The following is a 15,488-nucleotide window of genomic DNA, read 5'->3' as shown; positions in this document are numbered from 1 at the left end:
GGGACCGGCCCCGAACGAGGCGCCCCACGCCGCTCTCAGAACGTCAACCGGAACAGCGCGCCCCCACCGGGGGCGGCCTCCGCCGTCAGCTCGGCCGAGTGCGCCCGCGCGATCTGCCGCGCCATGGCCAGGCCCAGCCCCGAGCCCGGCAGGGCGCGGGCCGCCCCGGCCCGGTAGAAACGGTCGAAGACGTACGGCAGGTCCTCCGCGGAGATCCCCGGCCCGTGATCGCGGACCGTCAGCTCCGCACCCCGGCCCGGGCCGCCCGCCACCAGCTCCACCTCCACGGGCAGCCCTCCCCGGCTGAACTTCGCCGCGTTGTCGAGCAGGTTCCCCAGCAGCCTGCTCAGCCGGGACGGGACACCCGGCACCACGACCGCGCCCTCGGGCACCCGTACCCGGAACGGGACGTCCGGCCAGTGCGTCCGCGCGGCCTGCGCGCAGTACTCCACCAACGCGCCCAGCCGGACCTGCTCCACCAGGGGCTGCGGCTCCTCGTCGCGGGCCAGCTCGATCAGGTCGTTCACCAGCCCCGTCACCTCCCGGAGCTGGCGCCCCAGCGCGGCGGACGCCCGCTCGCGCTGGTCCGGCGTGAGCCGCTCGCCCCGCGCCAGCAGCTCGGCGTTGGTGCGCAGCGCCGTCAACGGGGTGCGCAGCTCGTGCGAGGCGTCCGCGACCAGCCGGCGCTGGGCGGTGACCGACTGCTCCAGCTCGCCCAGCATGGTGTTGAAGCTCCCGGCCAGCCGGGTGATCTCGTCCTCCCGCCCCGGCGGCGGCAGCTCGATCCGGTGCCGCGGGTCCCGGGTCGCGGCGATCCGCTCGGCCGTCGCGGTGAGCCGGGTCACCGGGGCCAGACCCGTCCGCGACACCCAGTGGCCGAGGAACGCGGCCAGCAGCACCCCGGCCGCAGCCGTCGCCACGAGCCACCGGGCGGCCTCCTCGATGCCGTCCTCGACGGTGTCCGCACGCAGCGCGACCTGGAGCGCCCGCCCCTTCGCGTAGTCGGTCGTGAGCATCCGGGCCGGAAACCCGGACACCGTGATGTTCGTGTAGAACGGGGCCCGCCGACCGGCGGCGACCTCCCGCGCGGCCGGAGCCACGGGCAGCAGCCCCGGCACCCCCGGGTCACGGGCGGGGTCGGCCGCCACCACCTCCGCGCACGCGGGGGCCGCCAGGAAGCGGCACTCCCCGGCGAGGGTGCCCGGCGCGGCCCCCGGCTCGCGCTGCGCGGCGAGCCGCGCCGACTGGGTCAGACTGAGGTCGAGCTGCTGGTACAGCGCGGACCGGACCACGACGAACGCCGCCGCGCACACCCCGACCGCCACGAACGCCACGGCGGCGGTGACGGCCAGCGCGAGCCGGGTCCGCAGCGGACGCCGCCTGCGCCAGGCCCCGCCGAGCCGCCGACGGCCCGCGCCGCTCACGCCGCGTCCAGCCGGTAACCGACCCCGTGGACGGTGTGGACCAGCCGGGGCTCCCCGTCGGCTTCCAGCTTCCGGCGCAGGTAGCCGACGTAGACGGCCAGGGAATTGGAGTCCGGCCCGAAGTCCCGCCCCCACACCAGCTCCAGGATCGACTCGCGCGGCAGCACCTGGCCCGGGTGGCGCAGCAGGAGCTCCAGCAGGGCCGCCTCGGTACGGCTGAACTCCAGCGGCCGCCCACCCCGCCGCCCGGTCCGGGTCGCCGGGTCCAGTACGAGGTCGGCGAAGCCGAGCGGGGCGCCGCCCGCCGGCCCGGGCGCGGCCCGCCGCAGCAGCGCCCGCACCCGGGCCACCAGCTCGTCCAGGGCGAACGGCTTGACGAGGTAGTCGTCGGCCCCGGCCTCCAGCCCGTCGACCCGCTCGCTGACCGAGTCGAGCGCCGTCAGCACGAGGACGGGCGTACGGTCCCCCAGCGCACGGAGCTGCCGGCAGACGGCCAGCCCATCGAGCACGGGCATCATCACGTCGAGGACGACGGCGTCGGGCTCCCAGGCCGCCACCTGCGAGAGGGCCGCGAGGCCGTCCGCCGCGCCCCGCACCTCGTACCCCTCGACGCGGAGGCCGTCCTCGACGGCGGCCCGCACCTCGGGCTCGTCGTCGACCACGAGGATCCGCGGCCCGGGAGCCGAGCCGACGCCGGCGGCACCGCCCGCGCCGCCGGAATGACCGGCTTTGCCGACATTGCCCGTGTTGTCCGTACTGTTCATGGCGCACAGCCTGCCAAAGCCGTCTGAGAGAACCTCTTAGAACGTGCTCAAGGAAGCAATAAGGAGGATCCGAGGAAGCAGTGTCGCGGAGCTCCTCCACCCCGAGGGCTCCCATCCTCGGAGCCCATGACAGCCCCGGGAGAACCAGTGGGTGCCGTGTGTACCTCCCGGACCGGCCCCCCGAGTGCGGCCGGCGACGGTCGGGCGAGTGCATTCCCGCCGACGCGGGGAGCGGCGCGAGACCCAGCGGCCCGTTATGGGCGTCCTGGGGTCATCCCCGGGAGTGCAGGGAGCAGTGATACGCATTCGACATCGACATCCGTCGAGTTGCTCCCGATGTGCCCGACCAACCGGGAGATGGCTTCGATGGGCACCCCGTGGTCGGGGAGCAGGGGCATGCAGTAAAGGCCATCTTGTGTTCAAATGCCGGAATCTCTGAAAGTGCTGCAAAAGGACGGTGGGGCCGGATATCGTCCCAGCTCAGAAAGCCTGCTCCCCGCACCCGCGGGGATGACCCCAGAAGAAGGCAGCGCGCGCGGCGATGACGGAACTGCTCCCCGTACCCGCGGGGATGACCCCCAGTCAGTGCCTGCTGTGCCGCGCGCACGCGTGCTGCTCCCCGCACCCGCGGGGATGACCCCCACCCGGCCGCGCGGAGGACTTCGAGCTCCTGCTGCTCCCCGCACCCGCGGGGATGACCCCATGTCGACTCCTCCTCAGGCGGTTGCTGCGCGCTGCTCCCCGCACCCGCGGGGATGACCCCCGGGGCGAGGTCGACGCGGACGAGTTCGAGCACTGCTCCCCGCACCCGCGGGGATGACCCCGAGGGGTTCACGCCCTGGACGTAGTCGTACCGCTGCTCCCCGCACCCGCGGGGATGACCCTATCGACATGCCGACGTTGTCCACGAGGGTGGACTGCTCCCCGCACCCGCGGGGATGACCCCCTGACGGTCGCCGGCAACATCAACACGACCGGCTGCTCCCCGCACCCGCGGGGATGACCCCGATCCGGAGCCCGGATCAGTACCGCGGTCCCGCTGCTCCCCGCACCCGCGGGGATGACCCCTGCCCCTAATTCAACGGCAGTTGGGCGCATCTCTGCTCCCCGCACCCGCGGGGATGACCCCTCGTACCCCCCTTCCCCGGGGTGGACGCCTTCCGGCTCCCGCACCCGCGGGGATGACCCCGCCCTGTCCTGGACGGGGCGCGTGTGTCGTAAGGAGATCCGGCCCGTCATCACCGACGGTGCCGAGGCGATGGACGGGATCTTCGGCCGGGTTCACGAAGTCGATGTCGAGGCGGCCTAGGAGCGTCCGAACAGGGGGCGTGGCTCCCTGATTGGCTCCCTTGGGGCGGGCGCCGGCGTGGTGGGGGGCCACTGAACAGGGGTCGGCCGCTGTGGATCGTCGGGTCGGCTCTTAGAACGTTCTTAGGGCGCACCGGGAGTGTGCGGCCATGACCACACCACACACACCCGCGGCACTCTCCGTCGTGATCGGTGCGGGCGGCACCGGCGGGCACATCTATCCCGGCCTCGCGCTCGCCGAGGCACTGCGTGCGGCCGTGCCGGGCGCCGTGGTCTCGTTCATCGGGACCGAGCGGGGCCTGGAGACCGAGCTGATCCCCGGCGCCGGATACCGCCTGCACACCGTCGACATGATCCCCTTCGACCCGGCCCTGGGCGCCAAGCGCTACCTGCTGCCCGCCGCCCTGCTGCGCTCCGCGCACCAGGCCCGCTCCGTGATCCGAGCCCAGGGCGCCCAGGTCGCCGTGGGCATGGGCGGCTACCCCAGCGCGCCCGCCGTCCTCGGAGCCCGCCTCGCCGGCCTGCCGGCCGTGATCCACGAGTCCAACGCCGTCCCCGGCCGCGCCAACCAGTTCGCGGCCCGGCTCACCCCGCACATCGCGGTCGCCTTCGACCGCAGCCGCGGTCACCTCACCGGCGGTTCCCGGGCGCTCACCACCGGGATGCCGATCTCCGCGGCCCTGTCCGGCCTCGCCGAACTCCCCGCAGCGGACCGGACGGCGCTGCGCGCCGACGCCCGGCGCGCGCTCGGGGTCCCCGCAGGACGGCGGCTCGTCGTCTTCAACGGCGGGAGCCTGGGCGCCGTCCGCCTCACCCGCGCGGCGACCGCCCTCGCCGGGCTGTGGCAGTACCGGGACGACGTGCAACTCCTGGTCAAGACCGGCCCGGCGGCGCTCCCCGACACGGTGGCCGACCTCGCGGCCTCCGGCGGGCAGCGCATCGCCCGGGCCGTGCCGTACCTGGACCGCATGGACCTGGTCTACGCGGCTGCCGACCTCGTGGTGTGCCGCGCCGGTTCGGCGACCGTCGCCGAACTGGCGGCCACCGGCGTCCCCGCCGTCCTCGTGCCCTACCCGCACGCCCCCGGCGACCACCAGACCCACAACGCGCGGGTCCTGACAGACGCGGGCGCGGGACTCCTGCTGCCCGACACCGAGACCACCGCCGAACGCCTCGCCGGCCTCATCGGGCCGCTGCTGGCCGACCCGGCCCGGCTGACGTCGATGGCCGGCGCCGCCGACCCCGGCCCGCACGCGCGGGCCGCCGAACTGCTGGCCGCGGAAGTCCTCCGCGTCGCCGGCTTCATCCCCACCCCTCACCTGGAGCGCGTATGAACCAGAACAGCTGGACCGGCCGCACCGTCCTCGTCACCGGAGCCGAGGGCTTCATCGGATCGACGCTGGTCGACCTGCTGGTGGCCCGGGGCGCGCGCGTGCGGGCCTTCGTCCACTACAAGCCGTACGCCGAGAAGGGCCACCTGGCGCGCTACCTCGCCGACCCGGACGGCCCCGTGGAGATGTGGGCCGGTGACGTCCGGGACGCCGGCCGGGTCAGCGACGCCGTCGCCGGCTGCGACACGGTCTTCCACCTGGCCGCGCTGATCGGCATCCCGTACAGCTACGCCTCACCGGGCGCCTACGTGCAGACCAACGTCACCGGCACCCAGAACGTGGCCGAGGCCTGCCGCCGCCACGACGTGCGCCGGCTCGTGCACACCTCGACCAGCGAGGTCTACGGGACGGCGCTGACCGCCCCGATCTCCGAGAGCCACCCGCTGCAGCCGCAGTCGCCGTACTCCGCGTCGAAGATCGGCGCCGACATGATGGCGCTCTCCTTCCACCACGCCTTCGAACTGCCGGTGACGGTGGTGCGCCCCTTCAACACGTACGGACCACGCCAGTCGGCGCGCGCCGTCATCCCGACGATCCTCGCCCAACTCCACGCGGGATCCCGCGAGATACGCCTCGGCTCGCTCACCCCGACCCGGGACTTCACGTACGTCACGGACACGGCCGAGGGCTTCCTCGCGGTGGCCGAGTGCGATCGGGCCCTGGGCGAGGCCGTCAACCTCGGCACCGGCGAGGAGATCTCCGTGGGCGACCTGGCCCGGGCCCTGATCAAAGCCTCCGGCCGGGACGCCGAGGTGGTGGTCGACCCGGCCCGACTGCGCCCGTCGGGCAGCGAGGTCCAGCGCCTCCTGTCGGACAACCGTCGGGCCCGCGACTGGGCCGGCTGGCGCCCCCGGGTCGGCCTGGAGGAGGGCCTGCGCCACACCTCGGACTGGATCGCGGCGAACCCCTCCCTCTTCGCGCCGGGCCGGTACGCGGTGTAGGTCCGCCATCGAACGGGGCTCCGTCGAAAGCCCGTTGACGGCAGGACGGGAGGGCGGGCCACGCTACGGGCGCCCAGGGTGCTGACAGGCTCGGGGTACGGCCGACGGTCGCGTCGACCCGGCTCCACCGGGAGCGGGGTACGTCCGATGACGGGCGCCGTCGGCCACCCGCCGCCCGGTCCGGGTCGTTGCTCCCCTCGGAGCAGTCCGGGTCTTCCCGGGCCGATTCCCGCAACTGCCTTCAGGCCTCGGTCGGGGCGTCCGTGCCCAGGGGCCGGAGTCGGGTGCGCAGGAGGCAGAACTCGTTGCCCTCCGGGTCGATCAGGACGTGCCAGTTCTCGGTGCCGGTCTGGCCGACGTCGGCGGGCCTGGCGCCGAGCGCCAGCAGTCGCTCCAACTCGGCTTCCTGGTCACGGTCGGTGGGGTTGACGTCGATGTGCAGGGGGAGCTTCCCGCGCCGCGGATCGCTGCTGGGGCTGAGGATCAGGGTGGGCTGCGGTCCGCCGAAACCGATGCCGGGCGGCCCGATCTCGATGCTTCCGTCGTCCTCCCGGTTCAGTTCGACGTAACCGAGGACCTCGCCCCAGAACGCGGCGAGCCGTTCGGGATCGGCGGCGTCGATGACCAACTCACTGATGCGGCATGCCATGCCCGCCAGTGTAGGTCGACGGTCCCGGGAACGACCGTCGCCGCACGCCGGGGAGCGGAGCGACGCGCGCGGTGAAGAAATTCGCTGTCCGGATGCCGGACCCGGGTGATAGACAGTCGCAGTGCAAAAGACCTTGGAATTTTCCGATCTACTGCGGCTCATAGACGAGCGATCGGCCGCGTTCCGCGTCGCGATCGCCGCCGCGCCCGACCTCGACGTCCAGGTGCCGAGTTGCCCCGAATGGACGCTGTTCGACCTGGCGGAGCACATCGGCGAGGGCCGTCGCGCCTGGGCCGCCACCGTCGCCGCGGGACCCGCCGCCACCGGCAAGGCGGAGGCCGAGGGGGACACGGCCGCGCCCCGCGAGCGCGAGGCCCTGCTCGCCTGGTTGGCCGAGTCGACACGACAGCTCGTGGACGCGCTGGCGGAAGCCGGCCCGGATCGCGGTTGCTGGACCTGGTGGGCGGCGTCGCAGTCCCCGCAGACCTGTGGTGCCGTCGCCCGGCACCAGTTGCAGCAACTCGCGGTGCACACCTACGACGCCCAGCTCGCCATCGGTGACCCCCTGCCGCTGCCGGAGGAGATCGCCGTCGACGGCATCGAGGAGTTCCTCGTCACCTGCTGCGCGACGACCGGCGCCTGGCCGCACGAGCCCGCCACCGTCGACTACCACGCCACCGAAGGCCGTTCCTGGCGCGTTCGGCTCTCCGCGGACGGCGCACGGATCGACCGCCTCCCCGTGCCCGCCCCCGGTGCCGGTGCCGCGCACCCGGACGGGGTGTACGTCTCCGCCCGGGCCACGGCCGGTGAGTTGGTCCTGGGCGTGTACGGTCGCATCCCGATGGACTCCCTGAAGCTCGACGGCGACCGACACGTGTTCGACCAGCTGGAGGAGTGGGCGCCGGAGGTGTAGGTCACGGCGCCGCGGCGGCCGGGGCACCGTCCGGGCCGCCGCGGAACGACCCGCGGCCGACGGGGGACCGGACCCGTACGCCGGGGACGGACCGTATGGCGGGGGCCCTACGACGGATCCCCCCCACGGCCACCACGGGAAGTGACGGCCACGGCCACGACTACGGCCACGACTACGGCCACGTCCACGTCCACGACTACGGTCGCGGAGCCGGCGGGCGGGCCCACACCGTCCCGCGGGCCTCGTATTCGAGCATCGCCTCGATGCCCGTCGCCGCGTCGGCGCCCAACTCCCGGCGTACGAGCCACAGGGCGAGTTCCAGGCCCGAGGTGATGCCGCCCGCCGTGACCAGGTCGCCGTCGTCCACCACGCGCGCCTGCTTCACCAGTCCGCCCTGCCGCTCCAGGTCGGGGCGGGCCTTGTGGTGGGTGGTGCAGGGACGGTTCCTGGTGAGTCCGGCGGCGGACAGCAGCATGACTCCCGTGCAGAGCCCGCTGATGGTGAGGCCGGGCCGGGCCGCCGAGGCCAGGCTCCGCGGGAGCGTGCCCTTGGCGATCTCGGCCGGGACGCCGGGGCCGTCCCGACGGGCGTAACCGCCGCCGGGCACCACGATGATGTCCGCCGAACGGGGATCCCAGGCGTGCTCGACCTGGACCCGCGTTCCGTACGCGGCCCGGACGGTCCCCGGGCCGGAGACCGACACGTAGCGGACGTCGACCTCGCGGTCCGTGAAGAACCGGGCGGCCGCGAAGACCTCGTAGGGGGCGGCGAAGTCGAGCTCCTCCACCCCGTCGAACATCACGACGCGCACGCGCAGCGGGCCACCGGCCACGGCTGCGGATCGCGGTGCGGCTGCCGCCGCGGCCGGTCCGGTGCCCGCGCCGACCGCGGCGGCCGTGGCACCGATCGCGGTCGAGGCTCGGAGCAGGTCCCTGCGGTTCATTCGTCGTCCGTTCCGATCGCCGTTCCCCCGGCCCGTGCGGCCTCGGGGGAGCGGGCGGGCGCGGTGCGTCCCGCCCTGCGGTCAGAAGTCGGGCCGCGGACCGGGGGAGTTCCCCGCGCCTGCCGTGTCGTGCGCCACAGCGGGTCAATACACCTAGGACCTGTCGTCGAACTCCCGTCCGCCTCGCGCCGCCCCGGCGTTCGGACGTCCGGTCAGTCGTCCAGGGCGCCCAACACCTCACCCAGGTCTACGAACTTGAAGCCCGTGGCGGTGCGCGGACCGTCCTCGGGGCTGTCGTGACCGTCCTGGACGACGAGCAGGCCGCGGGGGAACGCGCGGCCGAGGGGCTGGTTCAGGGCCGCGGCGCCGTCGCACTCCTCCGAGCCGTCGAGGTCGCGGGAGCGGGCGGTGACGCGTACGCCGCCCTCGTACTCGTGCCCGTCCTCGCGCTCACGGTCGTAGAAGGCGAAGGTGTCGTCGCCCTGGCTCGACACCATGAGGAGGCCGTCACCGTCCCCCTCGTCGACGATGGTCAGCCCCTCCACGTCCGCGGACAGCCGGCGCCCACCGAAGCCGGGGTCGGCGCCCGGCGCGCACTCCTCGGTCTCCTCGTCGTACACGGCCGGCACACCGTACTCGCGGACGCGGTCGACCAGCACCGGCGCCGACGTCAGATCGGCACGCATCCGCCAGATGCCGACGTCCTCCTGGCCCGCGTACAGGGTGCCGTTCGCCGGGTCGACGACCATGCCCTCGACCTGCGGCCGCTCGCCCGGTTCGGCGCAGGGGCTCCAGGAACCGCCGTTCGGCAGCCGGAAGGAGGAGGGCAGGTCCAGGGTGCGCACCAGCCGGTACCCGACCGTGCCGCCGGGGGAGGCCGTCAGTTCCAGGAGGGCGACGCGGGTCTCGTGTCGGCGGCTGACCAGGGCGTGGACGCGGCCGGTGGCTCGGTCCGTCCAGGTCGCCAGGCCGTACGCGGTCCGTTGGTCGTTGATGTCGTCCTGCGACGTGGAGAAGACGGGAGGAACGGCCGGCGCGGTGACGTCGGTCAGCGGGCCACCGGGCCGGTCGCGGTCGATGCGGTAGAAGCGGAGCCGGTCGTTTCCGCGGTCCGTGACGACGGCGAGATCCGCCCGCCCCGTGGACAGGCGCATCCGGTGGACCAGGTCGACGTTGTTGAACCGCCCCGGTGCGTCGTCGGGGCCCGGTCCGTTCGGCGCGGGCAGCGCCTGCACCTGGCGCGCCCCGAGGTCGTAGGCGCGCAGTCCGCCCTCCTTGGCCGTGGCGATGACGAGACTGCGGTCGGGGTCGGCGTTGTTGCGCCAGATGGCGGGGTCGTCCGCGTTGGCGTTGCCGCCCTCCGCGTCGTCGAACAACGTGGCGGTCTCCGCCACCGGCGTGACGGCGGGCAACGGGTGCTTCCCGCGCCCGTGCGCCGCGGCGGGGGCGGCCCCGGTGAGACCGGCGAGGACGGCGAACGCCGCGGTCAGGGCGAGCGCCGCCGCGACGGGACGAGCAGGGCGTCCGTGGCGAGTGCGGCGCGGGCGGTCGAAGCGGTGAAGTTCCACCAGGCGTCTCCAGTGGTCGGTCGGACACGTGCGGGGCAATGGCGGCTGAAGACTTGAGCCCCCGCGTTACGGACTCGCCGTCACCGGGCGACGCACAACCGAGCACGACATGAACATGACGTGCCTCTGGTGAACAGGGCGTGCCCCTGCCTCCCCGGACCGCCCCCGCACGGCTCGCTCACCGTCTCCGCACCGCGCCCCGCGCCGCCCGTGCGCCTGACCGTGCGCCGGAAACCACGGCTGCTCCCGTGCCGCCGTGGTTTCCGTCCGCCGGTTCTCAGTACGTGTGGCCCACGTGGGCGAGGGCCTGCTTCAGCAGAACCCCGTGTCCGCCGGGCATCTCGCTCTGCACCGCTTCGGAGGCCGCCTCCTGGGGACTGAACCAGACGAGGTCCAGCGCGTCCTGGCGGGGGCGGCAGTCGCCGGTCACCGGGACGATGTAGGCGAGGGACACCGCGTGCTGGCGCGGGTCGTGGTACGAGGTGACGCCGACGGTGGGGAAGTACTCGGCAACGGTGAAGGGCTGGAGGGAGGAGGGGATCCGGGGCAGGGCGACCGGGCCGAGATCCTTCTCCAAATGCCTCAGCAGCGCGTCACGCACCCGCTCGTGGTGCAGGACGCGGCCGGACACCAGGGTCCGGCTGACCGTCCCGGCAGGACCCATGCGCAGCAGCAGCCCGATGCTGGTCACTTCGCCGCTGTCGTCCACTCGTACGGGCACGGCCTCCACGTACAGGATGGGCATCCGGGTCCGGGCTGTTTCCAGTTCGTCGGAGGTCAGCCAGCCGGGTGTGGTTTCGGTCGTGTCAGACATTGCTTGAGCATACGTTCCTGGTGGAGCGCCCGCAGTAATCGGGGCCGGTTCGCGCAAGGCCGTTCGAGTGCGGGCGGCCGCTGTCGCGTTCGGTTCTGACGGGGAGAAACCCGTACGCGGTACCCGTCGGTCCCGAACGGACCGGCGTACGGTGGCGGTCGACGCGGCGCGGTCTCAGCGCACCGGGTTCCTCGCCATCACCAGCAGGCCGGAGCGGGCCAGCGCCAGCAGCGCCGCGCCGCCCTCCTGCGGACCGGCGCCGGCCGCCGAGGCCGCCTGCTCCCCGGTGCGGGTGCCGTCACACTTCCGCAGCAGTTCCCTGGTGCCGGAGTCGAGCCGGAACGCCCGGACCGGCTCCTGCCACGTCCGTTGGAGGGCCACCGAGACGGGAACGGAGGGGACCGTACCGGGTGCGCCGGGCGCGGTCACGTCGTGGTCGAGGTCGATGACGACGACGGTCGCCGGCACCACCGGCACCCCGCGCTCGACCGCCTCGGCGTCGAGCGCGGCGACCTGCTGCCGCCCGGTCTCGTACCAGTGGCGTGCCGCCTGCACCGCCACCTCGTCCAGGCCGAGCCGGTACCGCTCCAGTTCGAAGCGGCCGAACGCCAGCAGGCCCGACGGGAGCCGTCCCTCCGCGAATTCCAGGAACGCCGTCGCGGAACGCACCGCTCCGACGGGGTCGTCCGGGTGGGCGGGCCGGACGGTGCCGCTGACGTACTCCAGCAGTACCGCCCGGTGCCGGGCGAGGACCTCCGTGACGGTTCCGGGCAGGGCGAGTGCGATCACCACCCGGTGCTTCTCGGCGACGTCCCCGGCGACCCTGGCGTACGCGGCGTCCGGAACACGGCTGATCAGCGCCAGGTCCTCCGCGCTGAGGCCGTACCGGCGGCGCAGCCCCTCGGGGTCCGCCCGCAGCTCGGCCACGGTGAGCGGGGCGCCGGTCAGCAGGGCCGCCAGTACGTCGACGACGGTCATCGCCCGGCCGCCCGTCCGGCGGGCCGTCCGGCAGCTTGTCCGGTCGTCCGACGCGGCGCCCCGAACCGGGCCGTCCGTCGGGCGCGGTCGATCTCGGCGGTGAGTTCCGAGAAGTCGTCGGGGAAGTCCTGGTCCCGTTCCACCAGGGTGGCCTTGAGATCGGTCCGGCCGGCGAGTTCGGCGAGGAGCTGCCACACCTGTTCCGGCACGGGTGCGCTGTGGGTGTCCCGTGCCGTGCCGTCCACACTTTCGATGCCACCCGCGAGGTGCACCTGCACCACCCGCTCCAGCGGGATCGTGTCGAGGAACTCCCCGACGTCGTAATGGTGGTTGCGGGAGTTGATGTCGAGGTTCGTCAGGTCGAGGAGCAGCCCGCAGTCGCAGTGCTCCATCAGCTCCGTGAGGAACTCGGCCTCGGTCAGCGGGTGCGGCAGGTCGAGGTGGTAGGTGATGTTCTCCAGGATCAACGGCACGCCCACGGCGGCCTGCACCCCCTGTGCGCGGCGGGCGAAGTCACGGGCGACACCCCGACTGCGCGGCAGGGGCGTCAGGGTGCCCACGGAGACCCCGCCGGCGCGGGTGAAGCAGATGTGGTCGCTGAACCACGGGGCGTCGATCTCCTCGACGAGGGCGGCCAGTGCCTGGACGTAATGCGGATCTGGCTCCTCCGGCGACCCCAGCGACAACTCCAGCCCGTGCGGGACGAGGGGACGCCCGCGCCGCAGTTCGCCCAGGGACTCGCGCACGTCGGGCGGAGCGAAGAGGTAGTGCTCGGTGATCACTTCGAGCCAGTCGATGGCCTCGCCGGCGGCGGCGACATCCGAGGCGAGCTCCTTTCGGTATCCGAGTCCGGAACCGAGACGGGGCAGGTGTGCGGGCATGGTGACTCCTCAGGCGTGGCGGCGGTCTGCCGGTGCTCCTGAACCGAGGCTAGGCAGCCGGGCCCGCCGGATCCGTCCTGCGAACGGTGGAGCGGGGGGACGGACGGCGCGACCGGGCGGCGACCGGCGGGGGACGGACTGGCCGAGGGACCGGAGATCGGAGCCCGGGGGAGACAGGTTCGTCCGCCCTCCCGCTTCGCCCTCCCCGGTTCGTCCCCCCGGGTCGTCCCATGGGAGGACAGTCGCCCGCCCCCGGGGTTCCTAGCGTGGTGGACGCCGCTGCCGGTGGGCCACCGGGTCCCCGGGCAGCGGTGGGGTTCCGGACGACAGCGTGCCGGGCCCGGAGCCGGAACGAAGGACACCCATTCCGATCGGAGCACACCATGACCACCAAGACCGCAGGAGCCCGTCCCACCACCGCGACGGCGTTCGGGTTCGCCCTGCTCCCGGCTGCGGCCGGAGCACCCTCCCAGGCCTGCCAGCAGAGCTGCGTGGACTGCCTGACCGTTGTTCCGGCCGAGACCCCGGCCCGCTCGGCGACCACCCGGCCGCGCCGTTGAGCGAGCCCGCCCCCGGAGGGCGGTGGGACCCCGCGTCCCGCCGCCCTCCCACCTTGCCCGTCGCCGTTCCCGCACGCCCCGCACCTGACGTCGTCCACCCGCTCGTCCACCCGCTCGTCCAGCCGGACGACGAGGTCGCGGCGGCGCCCTGAATACCGTCGAGAACAGCCACCGGCACCGAGGACCCGAGGAGCCACGTCGTGATCACCGCACCGCCGTTCCGCCCGACGAAGGCCGGCGCCGCCCGCGCGCGCACCACGGATCCGGCCCCCACCCCCGCCGCTGCCGTCCTGGATCCCGTACCGGCCGTGGAGGCTCGCGGCCTGACCAAGACGTACGGCGACATCGCCGCCGTCCGCGGTGTCGACCTGCGGGTGCACGCCGGTGAGATCTTCGGCTTCCTCGGACCCAACGGGGCCGGCAAGTCCACGACCATCGGCATGCTGTGCACGCTCATCGAGCCCACGGGCGGCAGCGCCACCGTCGCCGGTCACGACGTCGTCCGTGAGAGGGCGGTGACCCGCCGACAGATCGGCCTGGTGTTCCAGGAGTCCACCCTCGACTCGCAACTCACCGTGGAACGCAACCTCCGCTTCCACGCCCAGATGTACGGGGTCCCGCGCACGGCCATCGGCCCGCGCGTCGACCGGGTGTTGGGCCTGGTGGGCCTGACCGACCGGCGCGGCAGCAAGGTCAAGACGCTCTCCGGCGGCATGCAGCGGCGTCTGGAGATCGCCCGCGGACTGCTCCACGCGCCGCGCGTGCTGTTCCTCGACGAACCCACCGTCGGCCTCGACCCGCAGACGCGCCGCCACCTGTGGACCTGCATCCGCGACCTGCGGCGCACCGAGGGCGTCACGATCTTCATGACCACGCACTACCTGGACGAGGCCGAGGTCTGCGACCGCGTCGCGATCATGGACCACGGGCGGATCGCCGCCCTGGGCACCCCGGCGGAACTGAAGGCCGAACGCGGCGCGGACCGGGTGCGGTTCACCACGCCCGACACCGCTGCGGCACTGGCCGCGCTCGAAGAGCGCTTCGGGTTGCGCGGGCACGCCCTGGACGACGGCGCCGTGGTGGTCCTGGTCCCGGACGGGCCGAGCTTCCTGCCCGGACTCGCCTGCGGGCTGGGTGTCCCGGTCAGCTCGATGGAGGTCTCCCGCCCCTCGCTCGACGACGTGTTCCTCGCCTGGACCGATCGCGGCGGACAGCCGGAGGACGGCTCCGCCCCCGATGCCCGCTCCGGGCCGCGCCGGCCCCCCGGGGCCGCCCGGGCGGCACAGGCCGAGCGCAGCCGGAGGACGCGATGACCGCCGTCGGGCTCGTCGGCGCCCCCCTCACGCTCGCCGCACCCGGACTGGGCCTGCGCGGACACCTGCGCACGGTCCGTGTCGTATGGCACCGCGACATGCTCCGCCTGGTCGCCGAACCGGTCCGGGTCGCGACGGCCCTGCTCCAGCCGATGCTGTTCCTCTTCGCCCTGGGCGCCGGCCTGGGATCGCTGACCCGGCCCGTGTACGGGATGCCGTACCAGACCTTCCTCTACCCCGGTGCCCTCGCCATGCCGGTGGTCTTCGCGTCGATCGGGGCGGCCGCTTCCATCGTGTGGGACCGGGAGTTCGGCTTCCTGCGCGAGATGCTGGTGGCGCCGGTCAGTCGAACGGCCATCGTCACCGGCAAATGTCTGGGCGGGGCGACCACCGCCCTGATCCAGGGCACGATCGTGCTGGCCCTCGCCGGAGCGGTCGGTGTGCCGTACAGCCCGAAGCTGATGCTGACGCTGCTGGGCGAGATGGCCCTGCTCGGCTTCACGTTCTCCTGCCTCGGAGTGCTCGTCGCCGCCCGCATGCGCTCCGTCCAATCCTTCATGGCGTTCACTCAGATGGTGGTGCAACCCCTGTTCTTCCTGTCCGGCGCGCTCTTCCCGCTGTCGCGCCTGCCCGGCTGGTTGTCCGTCGTCACCCGCTTCGACCCGCTCGCGTACGGGGTGGACCCGCTGCGCAGGGCGGTGTTCGCCGCCGCGGGCGCGACGGCCGCCGCTCCAGGGGTCACCTGGGGCAGCTACCGGGTGCCGGTCTGGATGGAACTCCTGCTCGTCCTTTCCGCGGGTCTGCTCATGCTGTGGGCGGCGGCCCGCCTGTTCCGACGCGGCTGACCTCCCCACTCCGTCCGCGCCCCCCCTCGCGGTCGACGGCCGCTGCGGCTGCCGTCGACCGTCGGTTCGGGCGGCCCTTGTCGATGGCCGCTGCTGCTGGGGTGCGCTGCCGATCGCCGCTGCTGCTGAGGCGCGCTGCCGATCGCCGTTGTCGGCGGGCGGTGCGCCGCGACCGGGACCGACCCGGATACGGACC

At 73.7% G+C, this 15,488-nt stretch carries 14 protein-coding genes and 1 CRISPR repeat array; of the genes, 6 read left to right on the top strand and 8 right to left on the bottom strand.

All coding sequences use genetic code 11. The annotated features are described in order from the left end of the window. Nucleotides 1-35: 35 nt before the first annotated feature. Nucleotides 36-1,424: a sensor histidine kinase gene (locus tag ACFVS6_RS32235; protein ID WP_389709443.1), complete on the bottom strand. Its 1,389-nt coding sequence runs from the start codon at nucleotides 1,422-1,424 to the stop codon at nucleotides 36-38. After that, on the bottom strand, nucleotides 1,421-2,188 hold the full coding sequence (locus ACFVS6_RS32230) for a response regulator transcription factor (protein WP_389709441.1): 768 nt from the start codon (nucleotides 2,186-2,188) through the stop codon (nucleotides 1,421-1,423). Before ACFVS6_RS32230 ends, ACFVS6_RS32235 begins: the two co-directional genes overlap by 4 nt. A gap of 489 nt (nucleotides 2,189-2,677) precedes the next feature. Continuing rightward, nucleotides 2,678-3,377: direct repeats of the CRISPR family, unit length 23 nt; unit sequence CCCGCACCCGCGGGGATGACCCC. A gap of 268 nt (nucleotides 3,378-3,645) precedes the next feature. On the opposite strand from ACFVS6_RS32230, the gene ACFVS6_RS32225 reads away from it, so the two are divergent. Both ACFVS6_RS32225 and ACFVS6_RS32220 read left to right on the top strand, forming a co-directional pair. Beyond that, nucleotides 3,646-4,830, top strand: a complete 1,185-nt coding sequence (locus tag ACFVS6_RS32225; protein ID WP_389709439.1) for a glycosyltransferase — start codon at nucleotides 3,646-3,648, stop codon at nucleotides 4,828-4,830. Then, entirely contained in the window at nucleotides 4,827-5,828 is a 1,002-nt protein-coding gene (locus ACFVS6_RS32220) for an SDR family NAD(P)-dependent oxidoreductase (protein WP_389709437.1), read from the top strand. The genes ACFVS6_RS32225 and ACFVS6_RS32220 overlap by 4 nt, the downstream gene beginning before the upstream one ends. A 241-nt stretch (nucleotides 5,829-6,069) precedes the next feature. Here ACFVS6_RS32220 and ACFVS6_RS32215 read toward each other — a convergent pair whose 3' ends face one another. Further along, nucleotides 6,070-6,477: a VOC family protein gene (locus tag ACFVS6_RS32215; protein ID WP_389709435.1), complete on the bottom strand. Its 408-nt coding sequence runs from the start codon at nucleotides 6,475-6,477 to the stop codon at nucleotides 6,070-6,072. Nucleotides 6,478-6,598: 121 nt separating this feature from the next. Between ACFVS6_RS32215 and ACFVS6_RS32210 the strand changes: the two genes are divergently transcribed. Further along, nucleotides 6,599-7,390 (top strand): maleylpyruvate isomerase family mycothiol-dependent enzyme, encoded by a 792-nt coding sequence (locus ACFVS6_RS32210; protein WP_389709433.1) that lies wholly within the window; start codon nucleotides 6,599-6,601, stop codon nucleotides 7,388-7,390. A gap of 196 nt (nucleotides 7,391-7,586) precedes the next feature. Here ACFVS6_RS32210 and ACFVS6_RS32205 read toward each other — a convergent pair whose 3' ends face one another. The 5 genes from ACFVS6_RS32205 to ACFVS6_RS32185 all read right to left on the bottom strand — a co-directional run bounded on the left by ACFVS6_RS32205 (nucleotide 7,587) and on the right by ACFVS6_RS32185 (nucleotide 12,574). Further along, nucleotides 7,587-8,333 (bottom strand): DJ-1/PfpI family protein, encoded by a 747-nt coding sequence (locus ACFVS6_RS32205; protein WP_389709431.1) that lies wholly within the window; start codon nucleotides 8,331-8,333, stop codon nucleotides 7,587-7,589. A 212-nt stretch (nucleotides 8,334-8,545) separates the two neighbouring features. Beyond that, nucleotides 8,546-9,901, bottom strand: coding sequence for a phytase (locus ACFVS6_RS32200; RefSeq protein ID WP_389709429.1), 1,356 nt, complete (start codon nucleotides 9,899-9,901; stop codon nucleotides 8,546-8,548). A gap of 277 nt (nucleotides 9,902-10,178) precedes the next feature. Then, on the bottom strand, nucleotides 10,179-10,715 hold the full coding sequence (locus ACFVS6_RS32195; RefSeq protein WP_389709427.1) for an NUDIX hydrolase family protein: 537 nt from the start codon (nucleotides 10,713-10,715) through the stop codon (nucleotides 10,179-10,181). Between the two features lie 174 nt (nucleotides 10,716-10,889). Then, a complete protein-coding gene (locus ACFVS6_RS32190) occupies nucleotides 10,890-11,693 on the bottom strand; it encodes a hypothetical protein (RefSeq protein WP_389709425.1) in 804 nt (267 codons plus the stop codon). Then, nucleotides 11,690-12,574 carry a DUF692 family multinuclear iron-containing protein gene (locus ACFVS6_RS32185; protein WP_389709423.1) on the bottom strand — a complete coding sequence of 295 codons (885 nt, stop codon included), beginning with the start codon at nucleotides 12,572-12,574 and terminating at the stop codon, nucleotides 11,690-11,692. Before ACFVS6_RS32185 ends, ACFVS6_RS32190 begins: the two co-directional genes overlap by 4 nt. A 383-nt stretch (nucleotides 12,575-12,957) precedes the next feature. On the opposite strand from ACFVS6_RS32185, the gene ACFVS6_RS32180 reads away from it, so the two are divergent. From ACFVS6_RS32180 to ACFVS6_RS32170, 3 genes are all read left to right on the top strand, one after another. Further along, nucleotides 12,958-13,134, top strand: a complete 177-nt coding sequence (locus ACFVS6_RS32180) for a hypothetical protein (RefSeq protein ID WP_389709421.1) — start codon at nucleotides 12,958-12,960, stop codon at nucleotides 13,132-13,134. A 200-nt stretch (nucleotides 13,135-13,334) separates the two neighbouring features. Beyond that, the gene (locus tag ACFVS6_RS32175; RefSeq protein ID WP_389709419.1) at nucleotides 13,335-14,447 is read left to right on the top strand and encodes an ATP-binding cassette domain-containing protein; all 1,113 of its coding nucleotides are present in this window, start codon (nucleotides 13,335-13,337) and stop codon (nucleotides 14,445-14,447) included. Then, nucleotides 14,444-15,292 carry an ABC transporter permease gene (locus ACFVS6_RS32170; RefSeq protein ID WP_389709417.1) on the top strand — a complete coding sequence of 283 codons (849 nt, stop codon included), beginning with the start codon at nucleotides 14,444-14,446 and terminating at the stop codon, nucleotides 15,290-15,292. The genes ACFVS6_RS32175 and ACFVS6_RS32170 overlap by 4 nt, the downstream gene beginning before the upstream one ends. The last annotated feature ends 196 nt before the right edge of the window (nucleotides 15,293-15,488 follow it).

Source organism: Streptomyces sp. NPDC057939, from assembly GCF_042887545.1.
Lineage (GTDB): Bacteria > Actinomycetota > Actinomycetes > Streptomycetales > Streptomycetaceae > Streptomyces.
This window is presented reverse-complemented; position numbering and strand designations above follow the sequence as displayed.

What these genes read in the sequence shown, in the direction of transcription:
- ACFVS6_RS32230 (WP_389709441.1), bottom strand. Translation starts at nt 2,188, where the DNA reads ATGAACAGTACGGACAACACGGGCAATGTCGGCAAAGCCGGTCATTCC.
- ACFVS6_RS32225 (WP_389709439.1), top strand. Translation starts at nt 3,646, where the DNA reads ATGACCACACCACACACACCCGCGGCACTCTCCGTCGTGATCGGTGCG.
- ACFVS6_RS32220 (WP_389709437.1), top strand. Translation starts at nt 4,827, where the DNA reads ATGAACCAGAACAGCTGGACCGGCCGCACCGTCCTCGTCACCGGAGCC.
- ACFVS6_RS32215 (WP_389709435.1), bottom strand. Translation starts at nt 6,477, where the DNA reads ATGGCATGCCGCATCAGTGAGTTGGTCATCGACGCCGCCGATCCCGAA.
- ACFVS6_RS32205 (WP_389709431.1), bottom strand. Translation starts at nt 8,333, where the DNA reads ATGAACCGCAGGGACCTGCTCCGAGCCTCGACCGCGATCGGTGCCACG.
- ACFVS6_RS32195 (WP_389709427.1), bottom strand. Translation starts at nt 10,715, where the DNA reads ATGTCTGACACGACCGAAACCACACCCGGCTGGCTGACCTCCGACGAA.
- ACFVS6_RS32190 (WP_389709425.1), bottom strand. Translation starts at nt 11,693, where the DNA reads ATGACCGTCGTCGACGTACTGGCGGCCCTGCTGACCGGCGCCCCGCTC.
- ACFVS6_RS32185 (WP_389709423.1), bottom strand. Translation starts at nt 12,574, where the DNA reads ATGCCCGCACACCTGCCCCGTCTCGGTTCCGGACTCGGATACCGAAAG.
- ACFVS6_RS32180 (WP_389709421.1), top strand. Translation starts at nt 12,958, where the DNA reads ATGACCACCAAGACCGCAGGAGCCCGTCCCACCACCGCGACGGCGTTC.
- ACFVS6_RS32170 (WP_389709417.1), top strand. Translation starts at nt 14,444, where the DNA reads ATGACCGCCGTCGGGCTCGTCGGCGCCCCCCTCACGCTCGCCGCACCC.